This is a genomic window from Aquimarina discodermiae, assembly GCF_040786235.1.
Classification (GTDB): domain Bacteria; phylum Bacteroidota; class Bacteroidia; order Flavobacteriales; family Flavobacteriaceae; genus Aquimarina.
The window spans coordinates 41,921-65,350 of sequence record NZ_JBFMKP010000013.1 but is presented as its reverse complement, the minus strand read 5'-3'; the positions used below and the strand labels follow the sequence as shown (position 1 = coordinate 65,350).

22 protein-coding genes are annotated in these 23,430 nt (G+C 32.0%); 6 read left to right on the top strand and 16 right to left on the bottom strand.

Features of this window, described 5'->3' with window-relative positions; translation table 11 throughout:
- Window positions 1–89: 89 nt before the first annotated feature.
- From ABW636_RS09970 to ABW636_RS09960, 3 genes are all read right to left on the bottom strand, one after another.
- A complete protein-coding gene (locus ABW636_RS09970; protein ID WP_367589828.1) occupies window positions 90–956 on the bottom strand; it encodes an OmpA family protein in 867 nt (288 codons plus the stop codon).
- Between the two features lie 102 nt (window positions 957–1,058).
- Entirely contained in the window at window positions 1,059–2,051 is a 993-nt protein-coding gene (locus ABW636_RS09965) for a glycosyltransferase family 2 protein (RefSeq protein ID WP_367589827.1), read from the bottom strand.
- A gap of 84 nt (window positions 2,052–2,135) precedes the next feature.
- A complete protein-coding gene (locus ABW636_RS09960; protein ID WP_367589826.1) occupies window positions 2,136–2,588 on the bottom strand; it encodes a type I restriction enzyme HsdR N-terminal domain-containing protein in 453 nt (150 codons plus the stop codon).
- A 26-nt stretch (window positions 2,589–2,614) separates the two neighbouring features.
- Between ABW636_RS09960 and holA the strand changes: the two genes are divergently transcribed.
- Window positions 2,615–3,619 (top strand): DNA polymerase III subunit delta, encoded by a 1,005-nt coding sequence (gene holA, locus ABW636_RS09955; protein ID WP_367589825.1) that lies wholly within the window; start codon window positions 2,615–2,617, stop codon window positions 3,617–3,619.
- A gap of 78 nt (window positions 3,620–3,697) precedes the next feature.
- Complete coding sequence (locus ABW636_RS09950; RefSeq protein WP_367589824.1) at window positions 3,698–4,240, top strand: GNAT family N-acetyltransferase; 543 nt, start codon at window positions 3,698–3,700, stop codon at window positions 4,238–4,240.
- Window positions 4,241–4,258: 18 nt separating this feature from the next.
- On the opposite strand, the gene ABW636_RS09945 is transcribed toward ABW636_RS09950, so the two are convergent.
- Window positions 4,259–4,714, bottom strand: coding sequence for an Lrp/AsnC family transcriptional regulator (locus ABW636_RS09945; RefSeq protein WP_367589823.1), 456 nt, complete (start codon window positions 4,712–4,714; stop codon window positions 4,259–4,261).
- A 197-nt stretch (window positions 4,715–4,911) separates the two neighbouring features.
- Between ABW636_RS09945 and ABW636_RS09940 the strand changes: the two genes are divergently transcribed.
- A complete protein-coding gene (locus ABW636_RS09940) occupies window positions 4,912–6,162 on the top strand; it encodes a cystathionine gamma-synthase family protein (protein WP_367589822.1) in 1,251 nt (416 codons plus the stop codon).
- Between the two features lie 67 nt (window positions 6,163–6,229).
- Here the strand turns inward: ABW636_RS09940 and ABW636_RS09935 are convergent, their stop codons facing one another.
- A complete protein-coding gene (locus ABW636_RS09935) occupies window positions 6,230–6,931 on the bottom strand; it encodes a DUF4386 domain-containing protein (protein ID WP_367589821.1) in 702 nt (233 codons plus the stop codon).
- Window positions 6,932–7,271: 340 nt separating this feature from the next.
- On the opposite strand from ABW636_RS09935, the gene ABW636_RS09930 reads away from it, so the two are divergent.
- Window positions 7,272–8,381: a linear amide C-N hydrolase gene (locus ABW636_RS09930; RefSeq protein WP_367589820.1), complete on the top strand. Its 1,110-nt coding sequence runs from the start codon at window positions 7,272–7,274 to the stop codon at window positions 8,379–8,381.
- 149 nt (window positions 8,382–8,530) lie between these two features.
- Here the strand turns inward: ABW636_RS09930 and ABW636_RS09925 are convergent, their stop codons facing one another.
- From ABW636_RS09925 to ABW636_RS09895, 7 genes are all read right to left on the bottom strand, one after another.
- Window positions 8,531–8,953: a DUF2147 domain-containing protein gene (locus tag ABW636_RS09925; RefSeq protein WP_367589819.1), complete on the bottom strand. Its 423-nt coding sequence runs from the start codon at window positions 8,951–8,953 to the stop codon at window positions 8,531–8,533.
- Between the two features lie 237 nt (window positions 8,954–9,190).
- Window positions 9,191–9,940: an SDR family NAD(P)-dependent oxidoreductase gene (locus ABW636_RS09920; protein WP_367589818.1), complete on the bottom strand. Its 750-nt coding sequence runs from the start codon at window positions 9,938–9,940 to the stop codon at window positions 9,191–9,193.
- 55 nt (window positions 9,941–9,995) lie between these two features.
- Entirely contained in the window at window positions 9,996–10,577 is a 582-nt protein-coding gene (locus ABW636_RS09915) for a TetR/AcrR family transcriptional regulator (protein ID WP_367589817.1), read from the bottom strand.
- 77 nt (window positions 10,578–10,654) lie between these two features.
- The gene (locus ABW636_RS09910; RefSeq protein ID WP_367589816.1) at window positions 10,655–11,179 is read right to left on the bottom strand and encodes a GNAT family N-acetyltransferase; all 525 of its coding nucleotides are present in this window, start codon (window positions 11,177–11,179) and stop codon (window positions 10,655–10,657) included.
- 17 nt (window positions 11,180–11,196) lie between these two features.
- A complete protein-coding gene (locus ABW636_RS09905; protein WP_367589815.1) occupies window positions 11,197–11,949 on the bottom strand; it encodes a C40 family peptidase in 753 nt (250 codons plus the stop codon).
- A 99-nt stretch (window positions 11,950–12,048) separates the two neighbouring features.
- Window positions 12,049–13,227, bottom strand: a complete 1,179-nt coding sequence (locus ABW636_RS09900; RefSeq protein WP_367589814.1) for an acetyl-CoA C-acyltransferase — start codon at window positions 13,225–13,227, stop codon at window positions 12,049–12,051.
- A 362-nt stretch (window positions 13,228–13,589) separates the two neighbouring features.
- Window positions 13,590–14,315 (bottom strand): tail fiber protein, encoded by a 726-nt coding sequence (locus tag ABW636_RS09895; protein WP_367589813.1) that lies wholly within the window; start codon window positions 14,313–14,315, stop codon window positions 13,590–13,592.
- Between the two features lie 355 nt (window positions 14,316–14,670).
- Here ABW636_RS09895 and ABW636_RS09890 point away from each other — a divergent pair, with 355 nt between their 5' ends.
- Complete coding sequence (locus ABW636_RS09890; RefSeq protein WP_367589812.1) at window positions 14,671–16,716, top strand: HD family phosphohydrolase; 2,046 nt, start codon at window positions 14,671–14,673, stop codon at window positions 16,714–16,716.
- A 15-nt stretch (window positions 16,717–16,731) separates the two neighbouring features.
- On the opposite strand, the gene ABW636_RS09885 is transcribed toward ABW636_RS09890, so the two are convergent.
- From ABW636_RS09885 to ABW636_RS09870, 4 genes are all read right to left on the bottom strand, one after another.
- A complete protein-coding gene (locus tag ABW636_RS09885; RefSeq protein WP_367589811.1) occupies window positions 16,732–17,004 on the bottom strand; it encodes a DUF3817 domain-containing protein in 273 nt (90 codons plus the stop codon).
- Between the two features lie 14 nt (window positions 17,005–17,018).
- Entirely contained in the window at window positions 17,019–18,257 is a 1,239-nt protein-coding gene (locus ABW636_RS09880; protein WP_367589810.1) for a mechanosensitive ion channel family protein, read from the bottom strand.
- A gap of 173 nt (window positions 18,258–18,430) precedes the next feature.
- Window positions 18,431–21,364: a TonB-dependent receptor gene (locus ABW636_RS09875; protein ID WP_367589809.1), complete on the bottom strand. Its 2,934-nt coding sequence runs from the start codon at window positions 21,362–21,364 to the stop codon at window positions 18,431–18,433.
- Between the two features lie 152 nt (window positions 21,365–21,516).
- A complete protein-coding gene (locus ABW636_RS09870) occupies window positions 21,517–22,032 on the bottom strand; it encodes a hypothetical protein (protein ID WP_367589808.1) in 516 nt (171 codons plus the stop codon).
- 235 nt (window positions 22,033–22,267) lie between these two features.
- On the opposite strand from ABW636_RS09870, the gene ychF reads away from it, so the two are divergent.
- Window positions 22,268–23,362, top strand: coding sequence for a redox-regulated ATPase YchF (ychF, locus tag ABW636_RS09865; RefSeq protein ID WP_367589807.1), 1,095 nt, complete (start codon window positions 22,268–22,270; stop codon window positions 23,360–23,362).
- Window positions 23,363–23,430: the final 68 nt, after the last annotated feature.

The window sequence follows — 23,430 nt, the reverse complement described above, 5'->3', positions numbered from 1 at the left end:
TATAATAGTATATTTTAGGATTTAGTAAAAGGAATAAAAAAAGATCGCTTTTAAGCGATCTTTTTCACTAATTTTTTTGAGAAATGTGTTTAATTTCCTCCTTGAGTGGCTTTTTTCATACCATCTTCGATCATGTTATAGAATTGATCTAATTTTGGTAAAACCACAATTCTAGTTCTTCTGTTCTTAGCACGATTTGCAGAGGTACTATTGTCAGAAACAGGTATGTAATAACTTCTTCCAGCGGCTGTCATGCGCTTAGGGTCTACTTTAAAGTCTTTTTGTAATACTCTTACAACAGAAGTGGCACGTTTTACACTTAGATCCCAGTTATCTAATAGCACCTTATTTTTGATAGGAACATTATCTGTATGTCCTTCTACCAAAAACTCGATATCTGGTTTGTCATTAACTACTTTTGCAACTTTACCAAGTACTTCTCTTGCGCGAGGAGAAACATTATAGCTTCCGCTCTTGAAAAGTAATTTGTCAGAAATAGATACATAAACAACTCCTTTTTCTACATTTATCTCGATATCTTCATCGGCTAGATTACCCAGTGCTCCTTTAAGGCTTGTTACCAAAGCAAGTGTTACAGAATCTTTTTTGGTGATAGCATCCTGCATCGTTCTTATTTGCATATCTTTCTCTTTAATACTTTCCAAAGATTTTTCTAAGTTTTCGGCTTCTTTGGCAGAAAGTGTAGCTAAATTACCTACGTTATTTAATAGAGCAGAATTTTGATTTTTTAAATTGGATACCTGGTCTTGTAATACTTTTAGTTGTGAACTAGCGCTAGCTTTTTCTTCTAGACAGCTATTTAGCTTAACCGTAGCAGTGTTTAATAAATCTTCAGTTTCTTTTTTCTTGGCTTCTAGCTCGGCATATTTCTTTTGTGAAACACACGAAGAGAATAAAATTGCTAGAGAAGCCCCAATAATCATTACTTTTTTCATCAGAAAATTTGTTTAGTCTTTTGTTCTTGTGGTTATATAACTCAAAATTATTAAAAATGTGACGTTTTGTAAGGTCATTAACAATAATTTATTATATCCTTTTTATAATTGATTAAAATGCTTTCGTTTTAAAATGAAATATTGCCATACAACGGAAAAAAGGGAATAATATTTCCCTCTTCTAAAAAGATTTCTCCGTTTTTTTATAAAAAGTCCAAATTTCATGTAAAAGCTCATATGTGCATTAAAAATAGCGATGAAATGCAGAAATTTACCTTTTAAAATAAATCTTAAAGCTGCGATGCCATCTAATATCATTCTCATAAATAATAAAAACCATACACTATTTCCTGGCACGTTTTTGAGAAGGAGGAATAAACTATTTCTAAAATTTAAAAATGTTTTTTTCGGATTCATTACTTGTAGTGTCGCTCCACCCAAATGATATACAACAGATGCACCTGTATATACTATTTTATATCCCTGGTTATAAATCCTCCAACATAAATCGATTTCCTCCTGGTGAGCAAAAAAATCTTCATCTAGTTTTCCTACTTCTTCAAATATTTGCTTTCTAATAAACAAACAAGCACCACTGGCCCAAAATATGGTAGTTGTGTCATCATATTGACCCATATCCTTTTCTAGTGTATCAAAAACCCTACCTCTACAGTACGGGTAACCCAATCGATCTATATAGCCACCCGCTGCACCTGCATATTCAAAATGAGTTTTCTTTTTGTAATCAAGAATTTTGGGTTGTATTGCTGCAATGTTAGAATCTGTAGTAAACTTTTCTTCTATAGGAACTAACCAATCTTGTGTAACTTCAACATCACTATTTAATAAACAGTAAACATCTGCATCAATTTTTTCCAAAGCATCATTATATCCTTTGGCATATCCACCATTAACTTCATTCTTAACTATTTTTACTTCGGGAAATGTATATTTTACAAATTCTATAGAATCATCTGTCGATGCATTATCAGCAAGGTATACTGTAGCTTCTTTAGAATATTTGACCACCGAAGGCATAAATTGCTCTAGCAGAGATTTTCCATTCCAGTTTAATATGACAATAGCAATGTTCACGGCTGCAAAGTAAAGAAGTTTGATTCGAAATAGAGTAATGTAAAAGAAATAATTTTTATAAAAAGAACAGTCAAAGTATCAGGTCTAATAATTCCTTTTATAATTAGGTATGTCTTTCAAGAAAACGTAGCAATTATCGGTATAATTCATTTGGCAATAGTAATGGTTTATACCATTGGTAATCATTAAATAATCTGCATCCAGGGCGAGATTGTACCTGGCTATTTGATCAAATGTTTCTTGTGTAATTTTGACATTTGCAGATTTACATTCTACAATGAGATGAATACTACCGTCAGGATTGTAAATAATGATATCATATCGCTTATTAAGATCATTTACCTTTACTAGCTTTTCAACATTAATTAAACTTTCAGGATATTTTTTTTCTTCTATTAAATACTGTAATGTATGTTGTCTTACCCATTCTTCTGGCGTGAGAATAAAGAATTTTTTACGAATACGGTCAAAAATAGAAACTTTATTTTCGCTACTTTTGAACCTAAAGCGATACTCTGGAAAATTTAGCTTTTGCATAACACAAATTTGATGATTTTTTCTGAATGGATGAAGTAAAACAAATAGTAAGCGATATTAAAAACGGAAATATTAGGCCTATTTATTTCTTGATGGGTGAAGAACCGTATTACATTGATAGGATTTCAGAATTTATTGATAAAAATATACTGGCAGAAGAGGAGAAAGGGTTTAATCAAATGATTCTTTATGGTAGAGATGTAAGTATTGATGATATTGTCGCCAATGCAAAACGTTTTCCCATGATGGCCGATAAACAAGTGGTGATTGTAAAGGAAGCTCAGGAATTATCAAGAACGATTGAGAAATTGGTGAGTTATGCAGAAAACCCACAACCATCGACCGTACTGGTTGTATGTTATAAGTATAAGAAAATCGATAAGAGAAAAAAACTATATAAGGCGGTATCGAAAAATGGGGTGATTTTTGAAAGTAAAAAGTTGTACGAAAATCAGGTAGCAGATTGGATCAAAAGAGTATTGGCAGGAGCTAAATATGCAATAGAACCAAAAGCGTCTCAAATGTTGGTCGAATTTTTGGGAACAGATTTAGGGAAAATTAATAATGAATTAGAAAAGTTAAAATTAATCATTCCTTCAGGTTCACAAATTACAGCTCATCACATCGAAGAAAATATTGGAATCAGTAAAGAGTTTAATAATTTTGAACTTCGCAAAGCAATAGGTGTCAGAGATAGTATTAAAGCACATCGTATAATTAACTATTTTACCCAAAACCCTAAGGATAACCCTTTGGTAGTTACTATTTCTTTATTATATAGTTTTTTTTCTCAGGTGCTGCAGTATCATGGTTTGTCTGATAAGTCACAAAGAAATGTGGCATCAGAGCTTAAGATAAACCCTTATTTTGTAAAAGATTATTCTGAAGCGGCTCGTAATTATCCTATGAAAAAAGTAAGTAGTATTATAGCATGTCTTAGAGATGCTGATGTAAAAAGTAAAGGAGTAGGAGCTGCAAACCTGCCGCAAGGGGATCTTTTAAAAGAATTATTAGTAAAGATCATGAGATAATTTATATTGTTGTACATAAGTTGTTTACGGGTTGCATTCTGTAAATATGTTGATGATCAATTAAAAAAGTGATGCAGTATGAATGTTTCGGTTAGAGAAATGAAGCAAATGGATGTCGAAGTAATTGCAGATTACTTTAGGAATGCTTCATCATTTTTTCTTAAAGGAATGGGAGCTGACAAAAATAAGCTACCGAGCCGTAAAGATTGGATCGAAAAAATACGACTTGAAATTGAAACGTCTATAGAGGTAAAGGAGTTCTATTACATAATTTGGGAAATAAATAATGAAGCGGTAGGACATTCTAATATCAATAAAATTGTATTTGGTGAAACAGCCACTATGCATTTACATTTATGGAAAGAAAATCTAAGAAATAAAGGGGTAGGAGTAACGTTATTAAAAAAGACAATTCCTTTTTACTTTAGGAACTTTAATCTTAAAAAACTTATTTGCGAGCCTTATGCTTTAAATCCTGCACCTAATAAAGTACTTCCGAAAGTAGGGTTTACATTTATAAAAAATTATATGACCACCCCAGGTTGGATTAATTTTTATCAATCAGTAAATAGATATGAAATGACAAGACAAACTTTTCATACGTTATTTGATAACCGATAAATGGATTAATCGTGTTTTTTACGGAATCTTAACATACGAAAAATCTTTTACTTCTGTCATAACAAAGGAACTTTGTACCTTAGAAATGTTGTCTAACGAAGCTAGATTATTTGATAAAAAATATTGATAGTGCTCCATATCCTTGATATAAATTTTTACTAAATAATCAAACATTCCTGCAATATGATAGCATTCTACTACCTCTCGAAATTGTTGTATATCTTTTTCAAATTTCTTTAAATAATCTGTTTGATGAAGATCTAAGGTAATATTGCAAAATACCATAAGTTGTAATCCTATTTTTTTTCTATCCAGTATTGCTTTATATGACTTTATGTATCCTTCTTTCTCTAGTTTTTTTACACGTTCAAAGATTGGTGTGGTTGTAAGATTTAAGCGTTCTGCAATTTCTTTGATAGTTATTTTGGCATCTTTTTGAAGTAGAAGTGCTATTTCTTTATCGATTTTGTCCATAATATTTTCCTTAATTATTCATTTTTTAAGCATAAAAATAGGATAATATTCTATTAATTTTAATATAATAGTTTTTTATTCTTATTATATATGTTTAATTGGATTTATATTCTTTATATTTTATTTTTATACAATACGCGTAAAGCTTTGATTAAGAGCGTTTTTACTTGATTATTAATTGATTAAAAAATTGCAAAATGAATATACATGATTTTAATCCAGAAAGTTTAATGATGACTTATGGATATAAACCCGAGCTATCTGAAGGAGCTATAAAATGTCCAATTTTTCAAACATCAACTTTTGTTTTTAAAACAGCGGAAGAAGGGAAAGCTTTTTTCGAATTGGCTTATGGTTTGCGAGAGAAATCACCAAAAGAAGAACTAGGGCTTATTTATAGTAGAATAAATAACCCTAATCTCGAAATTCTCGAAAATCGGTTATGTTTATGGGATAAAGCAGATGATTGTGCTGTTTTTGAAAGTGGTATGTCTGCTATTAGTACTGTATTATTAGAGTTTCTTATACCTGGAGACCTATTGGTTTATAGTAATCCGTTGTATGGCGGGACTGACCATTTTATTCAACATTTCTTGGATAAAATAGGGGTTCATACGATCGGTATCATGCCGCATCAAAGTAAAGAAGAAGTAATTCAATTAATTGATGATTCTGGATATGCAGATCAATTAGCGATGATCTATCTAGAAACACCAGCAAACCCAACCAATTGTATTGTCGATATTGAAGAATTTAGTCAGATTGCGAATCAATATAGTACAAACGAGAAAAGAATATTGGTAGCTGTGGATAATACCTATATGGGACCACTTTGGCAACACCCTTTACAATGTGGAGCAGATTTGGTAGTATACTCTGCGACAAAATACATTGGTGGACATAGTGATCTTATTGCAGGGGCGGTTCTGGGTGATGAAATACTAATGCAACGTGTAAAAACATTACGAACTTTTTTGGGCAATATGGTAAGCCCTCATACGGCATGGTTGATGCTTAGAAGCTTGGAGACATTAAAAGTTAGAATGGATCAGCAAACTAGTAATGCTCAATTAATAGCAGATTATTTAATGAAACATCCTAAGGTAAAAAAGGTCTATTATCTGGGAGTGTTAGAGAAGGGTACTAAGGCCTATTCTACTTATAAAAAACAGTGTTCTGCACCAGGAGCTATGGTTTCTTTTGATATTATAGGAGGAGAAACCGAAGCGTTTAAATTTTTAAATAACTTGAAATTGATGAAATTAGCTGTTAGCTTGGGAAGTACAGAAAGTTTGGCAGAACATCCAAAAACAATGACTCATGCAGGAGTAGATGAAAAACAACGAGCGCAAATGAATATCACTGATCAATTGGTTCGGTTATCAATAGGAGTAGAGCATACTAAAGATTTAATTTGGGATATAGAACAAGCTTTTAACAACGTATAAAGAGTTTATAGCTGTATACGTTTATCTACCAGAGATTGTTAAAACAATCTCTGGTAGATAAAAACTCTTATTGTATATCCAGTTTTGTCGTATGCGAAGTATTAAAATTGTTTGACTCTGAAAAACCTTTTATTAATAACCATGCGATCAAAACTAATTGATTTATAGCCAACGGAAGGAATAACATCATTTCGGTTTCAAAAGTTATCACATCGAAAATGTTTAAAATTAACGCAGCTAACATTAATGATACGGCTAGTAAACCCCAGGTTGAAATAAATCTAGGGAGTAATTTAGAAATAAATAAAGCACTATAAAATACGGTAAGGTTTAATGCAGCAATCAGCAAAACCAAGTAATGAGTCCAAACTCGAATTGCGTAAAATATAGTTCCTATTGTTTTTAAGAAATCGGCATTTTGCATTTCTGGGTTGGTATATTCTATGCTTACAGACAATAGAGATAATACTCCTACAATATCAATAAGGGTAACGGTAAAGCTTACAACAGAGAACCCAACATATACTAATGCTAAGGTATGACTGAATGGCTTAAAAAAAGGGAATAATTTGACGGCAATCCAAACAGTTAAAGCGCCACTTAGTATACTTATAAAAGTACCAATAATTAATTGCGACGTATTGACAGATGCAATAACAAGATAATCGGGGTCAAAGGTGATAGGCCCGATTAAAAATTGATTTAAAAGAACTCCTAGAACAAATTGTATTAAGAATAATATCCCAATAATGATGGCAGTTTTTTTCATTGGTTTTGTTTTGGTTAGTATAGTTGTTTTTGATGTCTAGTATAATAGACGTTTGTATATAACCAAAGGTTGCCTTCGCAATGGATTTTAATAGGTAAGTATGCTCTTATGATTTAAAATTTTATCACTTATGATTTAGTTAATTTTATACAAAAAGTATTTGTATAACATAATAAATTAGTAATTTAATGTGTGATTATTGAAGTTAGATATTTAATATAATTCATACGTTAATTATCTAAACCCTTCCGTTTTTTGAGAATCCCATACCTGTTTCTCTTACCCCTTTCAGATTTTAGCAGGTTACTATAAACTGAATAAAACCAAACAAAAATAGATTATGTGTACCAACTTATTAAGAAAACAAAGTAGAGAGAATTTTCAAGAGAAAGTATCGGCAAGAACAATGGATTTTGGCACAATAACAAAACCATTTCCAGTTACTCTAAAACCTAATATGGTTATTTATCCTAGAAAGAGAGAATTTCCAATACGATCATCATTTATTGAAAAGCTTGAAGAGGATTTTAGGCTATTTCCTCAAAAACCACTTAATTGGACAAACAAATATGGTTTTGCAGCTATAGATGTTGGTCCATGTATTTTTAATGAAATTCCTTTTAAGGTTGAAAGTATTTCTCCAATATTTTTGGATGGGGTAAATGAAAAGGGGCTATCTGCTGCTTCTTTATGGTTATCTGGAAGTCAATATCAAAAAGAGTCTGTTTCAGGGAATAATTTAATGTTTTTGGATGTAGTTGGTTACGTGCTAGGAATGTGTGCAACTGTTTCAGAAGTTAAATCTACTTTAAGTACAATTAATGTAGTTTGTCCAAGTAAGTTTTTAATGAATTACCCAGCACACTATATATTTATAGATTCTGATGTAGATAGTCCAGCACTAGTCGTCGAATATACTAATGGTAGTCCAAGTTTTTATGAAGTACCTAATGGTGTATTGACAAATGAACCTGCATATCCTGAAATGTTGAAAAAGCTGGATAAATATAAAAGTTTGACTGTATATCAGAAAAAGCCAAATGATTTACCAGGACTTTTTGATCTTCCGGCTGATTCCAGTGCTATTTCGCGCTTTGTAAGAGCTACCAAGTTTGTTGAATCAATCTATGCTCCAGAAGATATTCAAAAATCTATTAGCCTATCTGATGTTATCATTCAGAATATCCAGGTACCTCTAGGTACTGTAGTCGAAGAAACTTCCAATAGAATTTTGGATTATACCCAATGGTCGGTACTACGAGATCACCTCAATTTAGTATATTATTATAAAACATTTGATAATCAGGCATTGAAAAAACTTGATCTAACTTTAATAGATTTTGAAGTTACAGATATTGTTTCCATACCAATTTCTACTGGCGAGTGGAATATAAATGAGACAAAAAAATATACCTCACCCAAGAAGAGTAGCGAGTATTCAAGTTTCTAATAAATTAATAGATGATTACAAATTGAAATAGAAAACAAATTCTATGTTATACAAATGACTTTTGTAATAAGACTTGAATATAATAACTACGCAAGGTTTAAAACAATCTCTATTGTATAATGTAGAATCTTTCTATTCAATTATAGAGATTATGGCATTACCCTTTTGGCAGTAAAAGTTTTAAACAAGATACTTTTATAGGCTCTGATATAACATATATTGATATCATCGCTATCGATCCAAACTTTTACTATATAACTTTTACCGCTATCGGCATTGTAAATGGTTCCTCCTGATAAAACACCATCTTTAAAACTGAGATTTTCCAGAACATTCATACCTACTAATGGCCTTCCTTTCAGTTCTTTAATAGGATTTTTATTGTCTAAACCGTTGAAATTTGATAAAGGTTTTTTTGCGCGTTTATATATTTTTCCGTAGAACGTATCTCCATCTCTATAAATTTCAATAATAGATCCACCTGTGATTTGCCATTTTCCAATATAGGTTTCAGGACTGATTGATATATAACCAATAAGCAAAGAAAATGCAATAAATAAGAACCATTTCATTCTTGTAAAATAGTCATTTATAAGTAAGTATTATAAATAAAATATTATAAATAGTAGTGAAAATTGATAGAAATAACGGTAATCGTTTGTAAATAAGAGCTTTATATGTGTTAATAGTTTATGTGAAATATACCACTGAAATAACAATACCTTCTCAAAAACATGATTTTATGAGAAGGTATTTGACTAAATACTATTAACTTTCTTGCTAATAGTTTGATTTTTCATTGAATCATCCTATATCTGACTTAATCCACCATCTACTTCTAATTCTACTCCGTTTATATAAGATGCGTCGTCTGATGCCAAAAATAGTGCTGATTTGGCTACTTCTTCGGCAGTTCCAAAACGTGCTAACGGTACTTGTTGAGCAAAACCTTTTCCCATTTCTTCTACTACATCTTGCGGAAGATTCATTTTATCATATATAGGAGTTTCTATGGGGCCCGGTGCAATAGAATTAACACGTATTTTTCTTGACTTTACCTCAGAAGTTAGTACTCTTTGATATGCTCTTAGTGCTCCCTTTGTAGCAGAGTAAATACCTAGACCATCAAACCCTTTTTGTGTAACAATAGAGTTGGTAAATACAATAGTACCTCCGTCGTTTATGTGCGGCAGTGCTTCTTTTGTAGCCAGGATAGGGCCTTTTACATTGGTGTTAAAGACAGTATCATAGTGCTCTTCTGTTATCTCATTGGTAGGAGACAAAGGGGCAATACCGGCATTAAGAAATAAAATATCTATTTTCCCGAAGGCTTTGGTGGCTTCTTCGATGAGTTTTTTGTTATCTTCTGCAATAGAAACGTCGGCTTTAACCGTAATAAATTCACCTTCTAAGCTTTTTTTAACTTCATCAAGAGCTTCCTGACGTCTACCAGATAGAACTACTTTTGCACCCTGTTCTAGGTATAATTTGGCGGTTGCAAGGCCTATACCACTGTTTGCTCCAGTAATAACGGCTACTTTGTTTTGTAATTTTTTCATTTTCTATTTTTTAAATTTATATTTGAAACGATCATTTCATTATTAAGTAAAAAAATTATTCTAAGACTTTAAGAATTGTATTAATCAAGTTAGTAAGATCTTCTTTGCTCTTATTTAAAATTCCAGTCATCTGTAATCCCTGGATAGCAGTAAACAAATACAACGCATATTGGTTAGCCGTTTGTTCTTCGTTAAATACTTTTTCCATTTGTCCTTTACTTACTATATCCTCCAACACTGCGACCATTCTATCTTGATGTTTTTCCATAAAAGAAGTAATTAATGGTTCTTGATTGGTCATTTCTGATTTACAATTTACAATCAAACATCCTTTACGATCATTATCATTTAAAATTCTTGATAGATTTATATTGAAAATAATTTTGATGGCCTCACTTGCATTATAAGATTTAGAGAGTCCTTGATTAAAATCACTATTATTGAGTTGTTGATAATAGGAGAGCACCTCGATAAACATATTTAATTTATTACCAAATGAATTATAAATACTCGACCTGTTAAGAGATGTGGCATCTACCAAATCTTGCATAGAAGTACCATTATATCCTTTTTTATGGAATACTTCTGTTGCTTTCTCCAACACATGTTCTCTATTAAATGTTTCTGTTTTTGGCATCTTAACTGAAATGATTGTTTCAAATATAAAACAAATAGTGTTTTATTGTTGTTATTAAAATCATAAAATTTTTAGATTTACAATTCTAATTTCATCATAAAATCTGTTTGTATGCTTGTTCCTAAAACAAACTGATGTTCATCAAAAGTTACAAAACCATTTTTTTTATAGAATTTAATGGCTCTTGTATTCTCTTTCCATACTCCTAACCAAACAAGTTCTGCTGATTTTTGTTTGGCCAGAGATATAGCTTTTTCTAAAAGATATAAGCCAATTTTTTTGCCTCTTAATCCTTTGATGATATAGATTCGTTCAACTTCGAGTGTATTACCTGCAACATTTTCTGTTTGCGCATTTGCATAATTTACTTTGAGATACCCTACAATTTGAGTATCTATAGTGGCAAAATAAAACTCAGAATTTGGATTTTGTAACTCTTTATTAATTTTTTCTAATGTAAAGTTGTTGTTCAAATAGTCTTGGATATCTTCTTCCTTATTAATGGGCGGTCCAAACGATTCGTAGAAAGTTTTATAACCAATATCTAACAATGCTTGATTATCACTTTGCTGCACAGTTATGATATTTACCTTAGTTTTCATTATAGAATCCTATTACATTACAGCGCTATTCGTTTAATCACTCTTAATTTATGAGTGTGCGTACGTTTCTCAACATTATATATACCTGTATGATCTATTCGATCAATACGTACTTTACCATGTGCATGTATCACATAATTATCTTTCATCATGATGCCTACATGTGTTATTCTTCCTTCTTCATTATCAAAAAATGCGAGGTCACCAGGTTCACTTTCTTCTATAAAGCTTAGAGGTTCTCCCATGGTAGCTTGTTGGGATGCATCACGTAGTATAGCGTAGCCATTAAGTTTATAAACAATTTGTGTGAAACCACTGCAATCAATACCAAAAACAGTTTTACCACCCCATAGATATGGAGCATTAAGAAACAAAAGTGCCGTATTGATGATATTATTTTTCCCTAGTTTTTGAGTTATTCTAGAGCCTTCATATTGATGATTAAAATAATGTAATGCTTTTAATGATGCTCCTAATGAAACTACCATTAGTTGGTTATTTTCACAACTTACAAATTCTGCAATATCACCCACCAAATCAAGGGGTGATTTATCAAAGTCTTTGTATTGATTTTCTGTAATCTCGCTATATTGTTTATTGTCTATCCAACCTTCGTACTGATCAAAAGCTAAACGAATTCTACTCCATTTTTTACGTTTTTCTAATACTTTAAAATGTTCTCCATAGAGAACTTGAGATACCATTTCACTAGGATCTTGAGGTTCTAGACGTAAAGGAACAATGCTTAGATTGCAGATGCCGTATTGCATGAATTATATATAAAATCAGGTAATAAAACCAGTAGTTGGACAATGGGTGATTAAAGATTACGAATGCACTAAAAACTTATTTAGCAATCAACATTTTTATTACAAGCGTTCAATAACCATCGCTGATGCTCCACCACCTCCATTACAAATAGCAGCAGCTCCTATTTTGGCGTTGTTTTGCTCTAATACATTTATTAAAGTAATAAGGATTCGAACACCAGAACATCCTAGTGGATGACCAAGAGAAACTGCACCTCCATTAACGTTGGTATTTGTATCTGTAAGTCCAAGTATTTTTAAATTAGCCAAACCTACCACAGAGAAAGCCTCATTAAATTCGAAAAAATCCACATCTTTAATATCAATTCCAGATTTTTCAAGTGCTTTAGGTAATGCTTTGGCTGGGGCAGTGGTGAACCATTTGGGTTCTTGAGCCGCATCGGCATAACTTTTTATTTTAACCAATGGAGTAAGCCCTAGTTCTTTTGCTTTTTCTGTACTCATCATCACCACTGCACCTGCGCCGTCGTTTATAGTAGAAGCATTGGCAGCTGTAACTGTTCCGTCTTTGGAAAAAGCAGGACGTAAAGCAGGGATTTTTTCCATCTTTACATTTTTGTATTCTTCGTCTTCAGAAATTACCACAGGTTCTCCTCGACGTTGGGGTACTGATACAGGAACTACTTCATTATCAAATTTGCCACTGGCCCATGCATTTGCAGATCGTTCATATGATTGAATAGCATATGCATCTTGGTCTTCTCTACTAAAATTATGTTCCTTAGCACAAAGATCGGCGCAAGTACCCATAGCATTTTGATCATATACATCTACCAAACCATCCTTTTGCATACCATCCTCCAGCGTTTGTGGTCCAAATTTATGTCCAGCTCTTAATCTTACATAATGCGGAATCAAACTCATGTTTTCCATACCACCTGCAACAACAATATCTACATCTCCCAAAGCAATTGCCTGTGCAGCGTGAATCACAGATTTCATTCCGCTAGCACATACTTTATTAACTGTAGTACAAGGTACGTTATCACTAATACCTGCTCCCAAAGCAGCTTGTCTTGCTGGTGCCTGACCATTTCCTGCTTGGACAACATTACCCATAAATACTTCTTGTACAAGCGTTGGATCGAGATTGATTTTATCTAATGCACCCTTGATGGCAATGGCTCCTAATTGAGTTGCCGGTATGGTAGATAAACTCCCCATAAAACTTCCTATTGGGGTACGTGCTGCAGATACAATTACTACTTCTTTGCTCATTATTGTTGTTTTTTACGATTGTTTTGTGGTCTTGCGAATTTAGTGATTTTTAAAGGATCTTCATAGCTAAGTTACTAACAAGAATTTCTGCCTATAAAGTTACTTTTATGCAGCTTGTAATCATTTTTTTTGTGATTTTATTAGGATTCAGATAATTACGTTATTTATAAACCGCAAACTCTAAAAGGAGTGCTTTTATATGTTTTGTCGTAGTAATTATATCATTATTTGACCCTCGTTATTTTTGGTATAGATATGTACTATAATCTACGAATCAATCAAGAATATTTGAATTTATTGCTGTAAACAAGATAGATAGGTGTAATTGACATGTTAGACAGTAACTTTATTAAAGAAACCTTTTAATCATTCTTTAAAATTTCTTTTACTCTTAGTACTTCTTCCTTGCACGCTTGTTCTGTTTCAAAATATTCAATTCGACGGGCTAAAATTTTAGTTGAATTATCTACAATATTAAAAAACCACTTTCCTTTTGATGACTGTTTTATTTGTAGGCTATCGGGAACATTTAAAAAATAATTTACAGCATTTTTAAGTGCATCAAAAGCAGATGATTTTGATAAATAGCGTTTGCTGCTACTTAAAATAACTTCGTTTTGCTGATCGAATAAACGAAAACGAAACTCATTAAATCCATCATTATCAACCTCATTATATATTTCGGTAGTGGTGAGCTGTCCTAAATTATAATTTTCATTTGCTTCATCTGAAACTTCATCCAAAACGTTAGGAACCCTTCCTTCTAATGCAATTACATAGTTTTGAGAAGCGTTATTTGGTAAGGCAAATGTGTTAATGCCATCACCTCCATAATTAGTGCCAATTAAACTAAATAAAATTGAATGTTCATTTATGGCAAGTAATTGTCCATTACATTTTGCCCATCCCTTCGGAACTTTAGAAAAACTAAGTAGTTTCATTTCTCCAATTAAAGGTGAGTTTATACTATCAATCAATTCGGCAAAATGCTCTTGTGTAGGTCTTTTACCAGTTTTAAAATAGTCTTTTAAGGTATCTTTACTTTTATCCATTTTCATGTTGTCACTAAGTAATGTTAAAGCTATCAAAAGTTTTATGATTATAAAAATAAAAAAGGGCAGAAGCCTATTTTCAAAAAGTAATACCAAATAGATTATAAGAATAGTCTAAAAATGCGAAGTTGCTTTTTTCTCGTTTGAAGCAGTAAAATTGGTGCATAGTAATGGTTACGGAAATTTTTTACAATGAAAAACGAAGGGAAATGAACAAGTATTTTAGTCTGTTTTTAGGGTTTATTTGATATTATTATTTTAACAAGGTATAAAGAACTTTTGATAGTGTTTATTGGTGTGTTTGTGTTGATGTTATTGACTACTCAATATTTCCAGGTAGTTATTCTGACTTATTTTTTAGTACTTTTGATTAAATAATAGAACCTTACTTGTGAAAAGTTTTTTTAACAAAGTTTATAGTAAACAATCCTCATTTTACAGGATTTTCCTTTTTGTATGTACTACAGCTTTAATTGTTTATTTGTTTCCGAAAGGCGGAATATTTAAATACGAATTTAGCAAAGGTAAACCGTGGCAATATGAAAATTTATATGCCCCATTTGATTTTGCTATAGCCAAAACGGCTGAAGAAATAGAGTCCGAAAAAAATCAAATCAAAGAAAGCGTAATACCTTATTTTGAGTATGATACTATCGTAGCGAATACGGCCAAAGAGTCTTATAATAATGCCTACGCTACCTATTTGTCTAGTTTAAAGGAAACCAGTTTTAATGATCAGGCGCTGCTTTTTGGTAGAATATTGTTAAATGATATTTACCGGTATGGAGTTTTACAGGAAATATATTCTTATGATGATGATAGACAATTGTTTCTTAATAAAGGAAATACAGCAGAAGCTATAACCTATGGTCAGGTTTTAACTCCCAATGAAGTAACAAAAATTATTAATACTCGAATAGAAAAGAGTGAATTTGTAAAGTTTAAAAGTAATTATGTGGCTTTATTTTATGACTTGATTAAGCCTAATGTACGATTAAACACAAAATTAACAGAGAGTACGTTAGAAACAGAACTGGCCAAAGTACTTACAACACGAGGAGGAGTTTCTAAAGGAAGTAGGATCATTGCAAAAGGAGAAGTAGTAGAAGGAGATACTTTACAGATATTAAACTCACTTAAGGCAGAATATGAATCTCAAGTCTGGAGCGATAAAAATTTCTATTGGATCGTTTTTGGGTATTGTCTTTTAGTTTCTCTCGCTTTAATGATGTTATTATTATTTATCAGAAAGTACAGGCCCGATATATATGCCAATAATACACAGGTAACTTTTATTTTTTTTAATGTTCTTTTTATGGTATTGATTACCACCTTGGTGGTAAAATATAGATCAGATTATATTTATGCTGTTCCCTTATGTATTTTACCATTGGTTTTAAAGGCGTTTTTTGATTCTAGATTAGGTTTATTTACACATGTGATTACGGTACTTATATTAGGTTTTGTAGTTCCTAACAGTTATGAATATATGTTTTTGCAAATTATAGCAGGAATCGTAACGATTTTAACTATTTCAGAATCTTTTAAACGAGCAAACTTATTTATTTCTGTAGGGCAAATTACTTGCATTTATATTTTAGCATATATTTCATTTCATATTATTCATGAAGGAACAATCACTAAGATAGATTGGCTAACAGTGAGTTTGTTTGTAATTAGTGGATTGGCGACACTTATCGTACACCCTTTGATTTATGCTTATGAAAAAATCTTTGGTTTGATATCTGACGTGTCATTGTTAGAATTAAGTGATACAAACTCTGTTTTACTTAAAGAGTTATCAAATAAAGCTCCTGGAACTTTTCATCATTCTCTTAATGTTGCTAATATTGCAGAAGCAGCTGCCAACGAAATCGGAGCTAACTCTATGCTAGTTAGGGTAGGGGCGCTTTATCATGATATTGGTAAAATGGTGAATCCTACGTATTTTACAGAAAATCAATCTACTTCTGGAAATGCTCATGATGTATTATCTCCAAAAGAAAGTGCAAAAATTATTATTAATCATGTAATTCATGGTATTGAAATAGCAAAAAAATACAATTTACCAGATAGGGTTATAGATTTTATCAGAACTCATCATGGTACAAGTACAGTATTTTATTTTTACACCAAGGAAAAAGAAAATAATGAACATGTAAACATAGAAGATTTTCAGTATCCCGGACCAAAACCATTTTCAAAAGAAACTGCTATTTTGATGATGAGTGATAGTGTAGAAGCCGCTTCAAAAAGCCTTAAGAATCCAACAAGTAGTTTGATCGATACTTTTGTCGAAAAAATTGTCAATAAGCAAATGGAAAACGGTCAATTTTTAAACTCTAATATTACTTTTAAAGAAATACAGCAAGTAAAAAAAGTGTTTAAGCGTAAATTAACCAATATTTACCATCTTAGGATTGAGTATCCAGAGTAATACATCTAACAAATACTACTTTAAGTATTTTTTATCCATCCAGAAGGTTCCGAAAGGAATAATAGAGCAAATCAATACAATGAGTAAAGTCTTATTGTCCCATTTTTTTTCTGGTTTAACAAGAAAAGCGAATACGATGTATATTAAAAACAAAAAACCATGTGCCATCCCAATAATTTTATTTGGCTCTGGAGATTCGAACATATACTTTAACGGCATGGTTACGAATAAAATAAGTAGGTATGAAATACCTTCTAAGTAACTGATGATTCTAAAAGTGGGGATCATAAATATAAATTTTTCTACTTTTCTGATGTATAGTTTAATTCGAATACTTTTAATTTGAAATAAGGAACTGCAGACAATAGGTGATCAAAGATATCTGCCATTATTTTTTCATAATTATTCCATTCTTTATCATTACTAAAGGCATAAATCTCTAAGGGTATTCCTTGTGAAGTAGGAGCCAATTGACGACTCATAATTGTCATTTCCTTATTGATATTAGGATGATTTTTTAAGTAATACTCTACATACACCCTAAAAACCCCCATGTTTGTTAGATTTCTTCCATTAATAAGAGTGTTTTTGTTAATGTTTTCAGAGTTGTTAAAAGTATCAATCTCTTGTTGAGCATTTTTGATATAATCACGAATAAGTTCTATTTCGGCTATTTTTTCAATTTCTTCATGAGACAAAAACTGAATACTGGTGGTTTGCAATAATAAAGACCTTTTAATTCTTCTTCCTCCAGAATCCATCATTCCTCTCCAGTTTCTAAACGACTCAGAAGTAAGATGGTAAGTAGGAATGGTCGTTATGGTTTTGTCGAAATTTTGAACTTTTACCGATGATAGGTTGATTTCTATAACATCACCGTCTGCACCGTACTTTTCCATAGTGATCCAGTCTCCGATTCTTACAGTATCATTTACCGCTACCTGGATACTTGCTACAAAACCTAGTATAGTATCTTTAAAAATTAAAAGAATCACAGCAGACATAGCTCCCAGAGCTGTTAAAAATGTCCATATTGATTTTCCTGTAAGGGAAGAAAATATTAAAATCCCACCTATAAACCATACAAAAATCATAAAAACCTGAACATAACTGTCTATAGGTTTGTCTTTAAATGAATCTAATGATTTTAAGAAATCTCTACAGGTTTTTAATACACTTCTTAATATCCATATAACCAGTAAAATGGTCATTATATCAAAAAGTGGTTTTAAATACTTTTCTGCAGTAGGAAATGAAGAAAATAGCATCGGAACAATCCAAATAGTAAGAGATAACGGAACAATATGTGCTATATAATCAAAGGTTTTGTTCTTTACTAAATAGTCATCAAAGAGATTTTTGGATTTAGAAGCGTACTTTTTAAAAATGGCAATACATATTTTTTTAAGTATCAGATCTAAAACCAGAAGAATTAAAATAAGAACTCCAATACCTATACTCAAATTTAAATATTCTGAAGTATTTTCAGAAAACCCTCTCGCGGTAAAAAAATGATAGAAAAATCGAGTTAAATCTTTCATCGGCTATATAGTAAATAGTATAATCAACGGTGATATTTATTAGTCATGCAAATAAAGGAAAAGATTTTTTGTATTAAAAGTTAATTATAAAAAACATCGCTTTGTTTAACATAAACAAAGCGATGTGATTAGTATGAATAAGCTGACTCTAAAATATAGAGTTCACTATTATATTACAGTTTATATACCAATGATAAGTTGAACAAAGTACCTAATTGACTAAAATGATAACCATCATATGACATTTGAGAATATCGTTGATTAAAAGTAATTAAGTTATCTACTATCTTTTCTACAGATATACCAGCTGGAATACCACTAGCTAAGCCTGCAGGTGTTACTGCACCATTTAAAACTCTTTCACCAGATGCTGTTAGTGCTTTAAACTCTCTTTCTGGTAATACATTTAATATATTATTTACATTTAAAGCTATCGTTATTTTATCGGTAGCATTATAATTAATACCTAGATCGGTCACTACTTTGGTTAGAAACTCAACACTTAGATCTGAGCTTCCATTTGTGTCTGCTGCTGCTGGAGTAGCATCTAATAGTGTTTCTACATCTTGTAAACCTTGGTTATTAAATTTAGTAGGACCAAATAGGGTATTGTTTAATGAAAAACTAAATTTACCAATATCATAATTAGCACCTAAAATTGCTTTATACTCTGGTCTGGAGGTAAAGAATAATGCTTCTTGTGTATCATTAACAACAGATTGACCGGCTTGTGCTACCAATGAAGGGTTTTTTACATCTCCATCTCTTTCATTTTGAAAGGTATAATTACCAGATAAACTAAAGCCAAGTTCTCCAGAACCTAACGCTATGTTTTTATAATTAGCAACGACATCGATACCGGATGTTCTGGTATCAATAGCATTCACAAAGAAACTTACATCAGACAAGTCATTATCTTCTAAAACTTGATCTAACGGAGTACCTCCGGTGTCAGAAGCTCCTATTTCTGTACTTAGTACAATTCGATCTTCTACAGCAATATTATAATAATCAATTGTAAAATTGATATTTCTATTGATTTTTGCTCCAATACCTACGGTAATATTGGTCGACTCTTCTGCATCAAGTTGCGGAATATTTAATAACCTTGCCTGTGGTGAAACATTATTTACTAATCCACCAACCTGGATTCCTTGACCAGGAATAAAAGAAAATTGTGCTCTTTGTGTATATATTTGGTGTAATGTAGGAGCTCTAAAACCAGTAGATATAGAAGCTCTAAGTGTAAGTTTATCCTCCAGAAATTTATATCGGGAACTTAGTTTCCAGACAAAAGCTTCTCCAAAATCACTATAATCTTCTAATCGTACGGTACCATTTACCAGAAAATCTTCAGTTATATCGGCAGAGATATCAAAATAACCTCCAAAATTGTAGCGATTAAATTTACCAGAATTTTCAGGTCTGTTACCCGCAAATGAATCGGCACCACCACCATCGTATGAGGCCAAATCTCCTTCAATAATTTCAAAAGTTTCAGTTCTAAACTCTGCTCCAAAACCTATACTTACTTGATCCGAAATCAGTTTGGCAACATCGATATTACCTACACTGTGTCTAAATACCGTACCTCCTGGATCAAAGGATACAGGACTATTTTCTCTATACAATTCAACAGGAATAAATTCTTCTCCAAGGTCCGGAACACCATTTTCATTGGTATCATCAAAACTAGGAGCAAAAACAGCATTACGATTGTGCGAGTCATTTACAGTATAATCTTGTGAATTACCTCCGGTAGTATAACTTAGATCATAATTCCATCCGTTTTTCTCTGTTTTAAAGCCAATGGTAGCATTATAGTCATTCAGGTCACCTTCAAAAGTAGGTACATATCCGTCATATCCGTTACCGTTAAATGTATTTCCATTATTATCTGTATATGTAACTCCAGTATTTAATGGATTAACCCCAGGGAAAAAATTACCCAAATATTGGAAATCTTGAATGTCTCTCCAGTAAGGGGTTCTGTAATTAGCGAAACTATTCACTTTTTTATAGACATAAGCAGCGTTAACATATACTTCTGTATTCTCATTGATGTCGTACCCTCCATTTACCAAAAATTTTGCTGCAGATGTTTCAGGAGATCCATTAATATTTCCTGCATCTGGATGCCTGGCCAGGAAAGCATTAATATCTTCCTGTCTTTCTCCAACTCTTGTTCCACCAAAATCTAAAAACTCACCAAGTGCATCTACATCACCTGGGCGATTAGCAAGATTTACCTTAGAAAAATCTACCGTATAATTAAAAAAGCCTTTGTCTTCACCGATAGTTGCACCATTATTAAGACTTATACCTATTGTTTCTCCATCTCCTTCAGAAGTTATTCCGGTTCTTAATGTTACTGATCCTTCATCTGTATTATCCTTTAAGATAATATTCATTACACCAGCAATAGCATCAGATCCATATTGTGCAGAAGCTCCATCTCTTAATATTTCTACCCGTTTTATCGCGTCGGTAGGAATTGCCGAAATATCAGAGCCGGTCTCACCTCTTCCTGGTGAGGTTTGTGTATATAATAATGCACTTAGATTTTTACGTTTACCATTTATTAGTACCAAAGTTCTACTTGGTCCCATATTTCTAATTTCATATGGATCTAATAAGGAGGTAGCATCATTAACAGGGGTTTGTACCGTGTTAAAAGAAGGTATTTTGTATTGTAATGCTTTGTCGAATGTTATTTGCCCCGTAGATGCCAATTCTTTGGCTGGTAGCACATCAACAGGAAGCGAAGTGGTAGTGTTACTCCTTGGTAAAGCCCTAGAACCAACCAGAATAATTTCTTCTAATTCTGAACCGCTTGATAAAGTTATGTTTATAGTTTGTTGTGATCCTACCGCTACTTCTTGTGTGTTGAAACCTACATAGCTAAAAATTAAGGTTCCTTCTGGATTTACTTCAATACTATATTTACCATCAAAGTCTGTTGTTGATCCATTATTAGTTCCTTTTTCGATAATATTTACCCCGGGTAAAGGAGAACCGTCAGAGTCTTTTACTACACCTGTGACCGTTTGCTGTGCAAAGAACAGATTGGTGAATAAGCCGAATAAAATGATTGTGATTTGTTTCATATAATAGTTTTAATTTAAGATGATTTGACCTACAATATATCTAAAAACACGCTTATTTTCATTTGTTTTTAACAGTTTTTTTGAATTATCAATAAAAAAACCAAGCTAAATAACCTGGTTTTTCCGCATTATTATTTATACTATTCAAGAGGTTAATTTGCCTTGTATACTTTAGCAATTACCTGATCGATTGTTTCATTATACATTTCTAAAACAAAGTTTTTATCGGCGTCAAAATGCCCGATACAATTATCCTTATCTCCAAAATTAACAACATAATAACTGTTACTAAGTGGTCTTACTTTTGCTTTTTTTTCAGGAATGTCAGAAAATGTCATTACATGTCCTTTGGTATCTGGTGTAATTGTATAGGTTCCCATGTTTGTAGTTGCCATGGATTTTTGAACCGAAACTTCTTCGTCTGTGTACACCGCTGCCTGATTGGTTTTGCTGTCATCATCGGGATTTAGCTTTATTTTACTTTTTTTAGTAATAACCTCTTGTTTTTTTATTACTTTTTCTTCACCGTTTGCACCTTTTATTCTTATAGTTTTGGTTACAATTTCTTCTGATGAATTCTCTTTGTCCTCAATTTGGTCTGTTTGTGCGTAACTTACTGTAGTACCTACCATTAATGCTACAGTAATTAAAGTTTTAATTTTTTTCATTTGACTTGTTATTTGTACTTAAAATTACAAAAAAATAAAAAATTATAAATAGAAATTTATAACTTAAAAAATAGTTCCCAAAGAATCGTAGAGGGTAATGTTACTTAAAAAAATGTATAAAATTGCATCTTAAGGGCTTTGTATTTGCTAACTAATAAGGAATACTGTTATCTTTGCACTCTTAAAATTTAGGATATTTATTATAAGATATTCTAATCATCATAATATACATAACATGAAAGCAGGAATCGTAGGATTACCTAATGTTGGAAAATCAACATTGTTTAATTGTTTATCAAATGCAAAAGCACAAAGTGCAAATTTTCCATTTTGTACTATAGAGCCTAATATAGGTGTGGTAAATGTACCAGACCCCCGATTAGAAAAATTAGAAGAATTAGTAAATCCAGAACGTGTACTTCCCGCCACCGTAGAGATAGTCGATATTGCCGGACTCGTAAAAGGAGCTAGTAAAGGAGAGGGACTTGGGAATCAGTTTTTAGGTAATATTAGAGAAACTGATGCAATTATACATGTATTACGATGTTTTGACAATGATAATATAGTGCATGTTGATGGTTCTGTAGATCCAATTAGAGATAAAGAAACTATTGATACAGAGTTACAGTTAAAAGACCTTGAAACGTTAGAAAAAAAATTAGACAAAATAAAAAGGGCAGCCAAAACAGGAAATAAGGAAGCACAAAAGGAAGAATCGGTTTTGTTGGCATTAAAAGATGGTCTTGAAGCAGGAACTTCTATAAGAGCTATAGTAGTATCTGAAGATGACCATGAAGCTTATGTAAAACCATTACAGTTTATTACTGATAAGCCCGTTTTGTATGTTTGCAATGTTGATGAAGGCGCAGCTGTAAATGGAAATGAATATGTAAATAAAGTAAAAGAGGCCGTAGCTAGCGAAAATGCAGAAGTTATTGTACTAGCTGTAGGTACTGAAGCCGATATTACAGAACTAGAAGATTATGAAGAAAGACAACTTTTCTTGCAGGATATGGGCTTAGAAGAACCAGGCTCTTCTGTGCTGATTCGTGCTGCTTATAAACTGTTAAACCAGCAAACTTATTTTACTGCTGGGGCGAAAGAAGTAAGAGCTTGGACAATAAATATAGGAGCGACAGCTCCGCAGGCAGCTGGAGTAATTCATACAGATTTTGAAAAAGGATTTATTAGGGCAGAAGTTATTAAGTATGAGGATTTTGTAAAATTTGGTAGTGAAGCAAAAGTAAAAGAAGCAGGTAAGCTTGGAGTAGAAGGAAAAACATATGTTGTAAATGATGGAGATGTTATGCATTTCTTATTTAATGTATAAGATATATTAGTATATATACCCAAAACCTCTTAGATGTTTCTAAGAGGTTTTTTTGAATATAGGAAGTT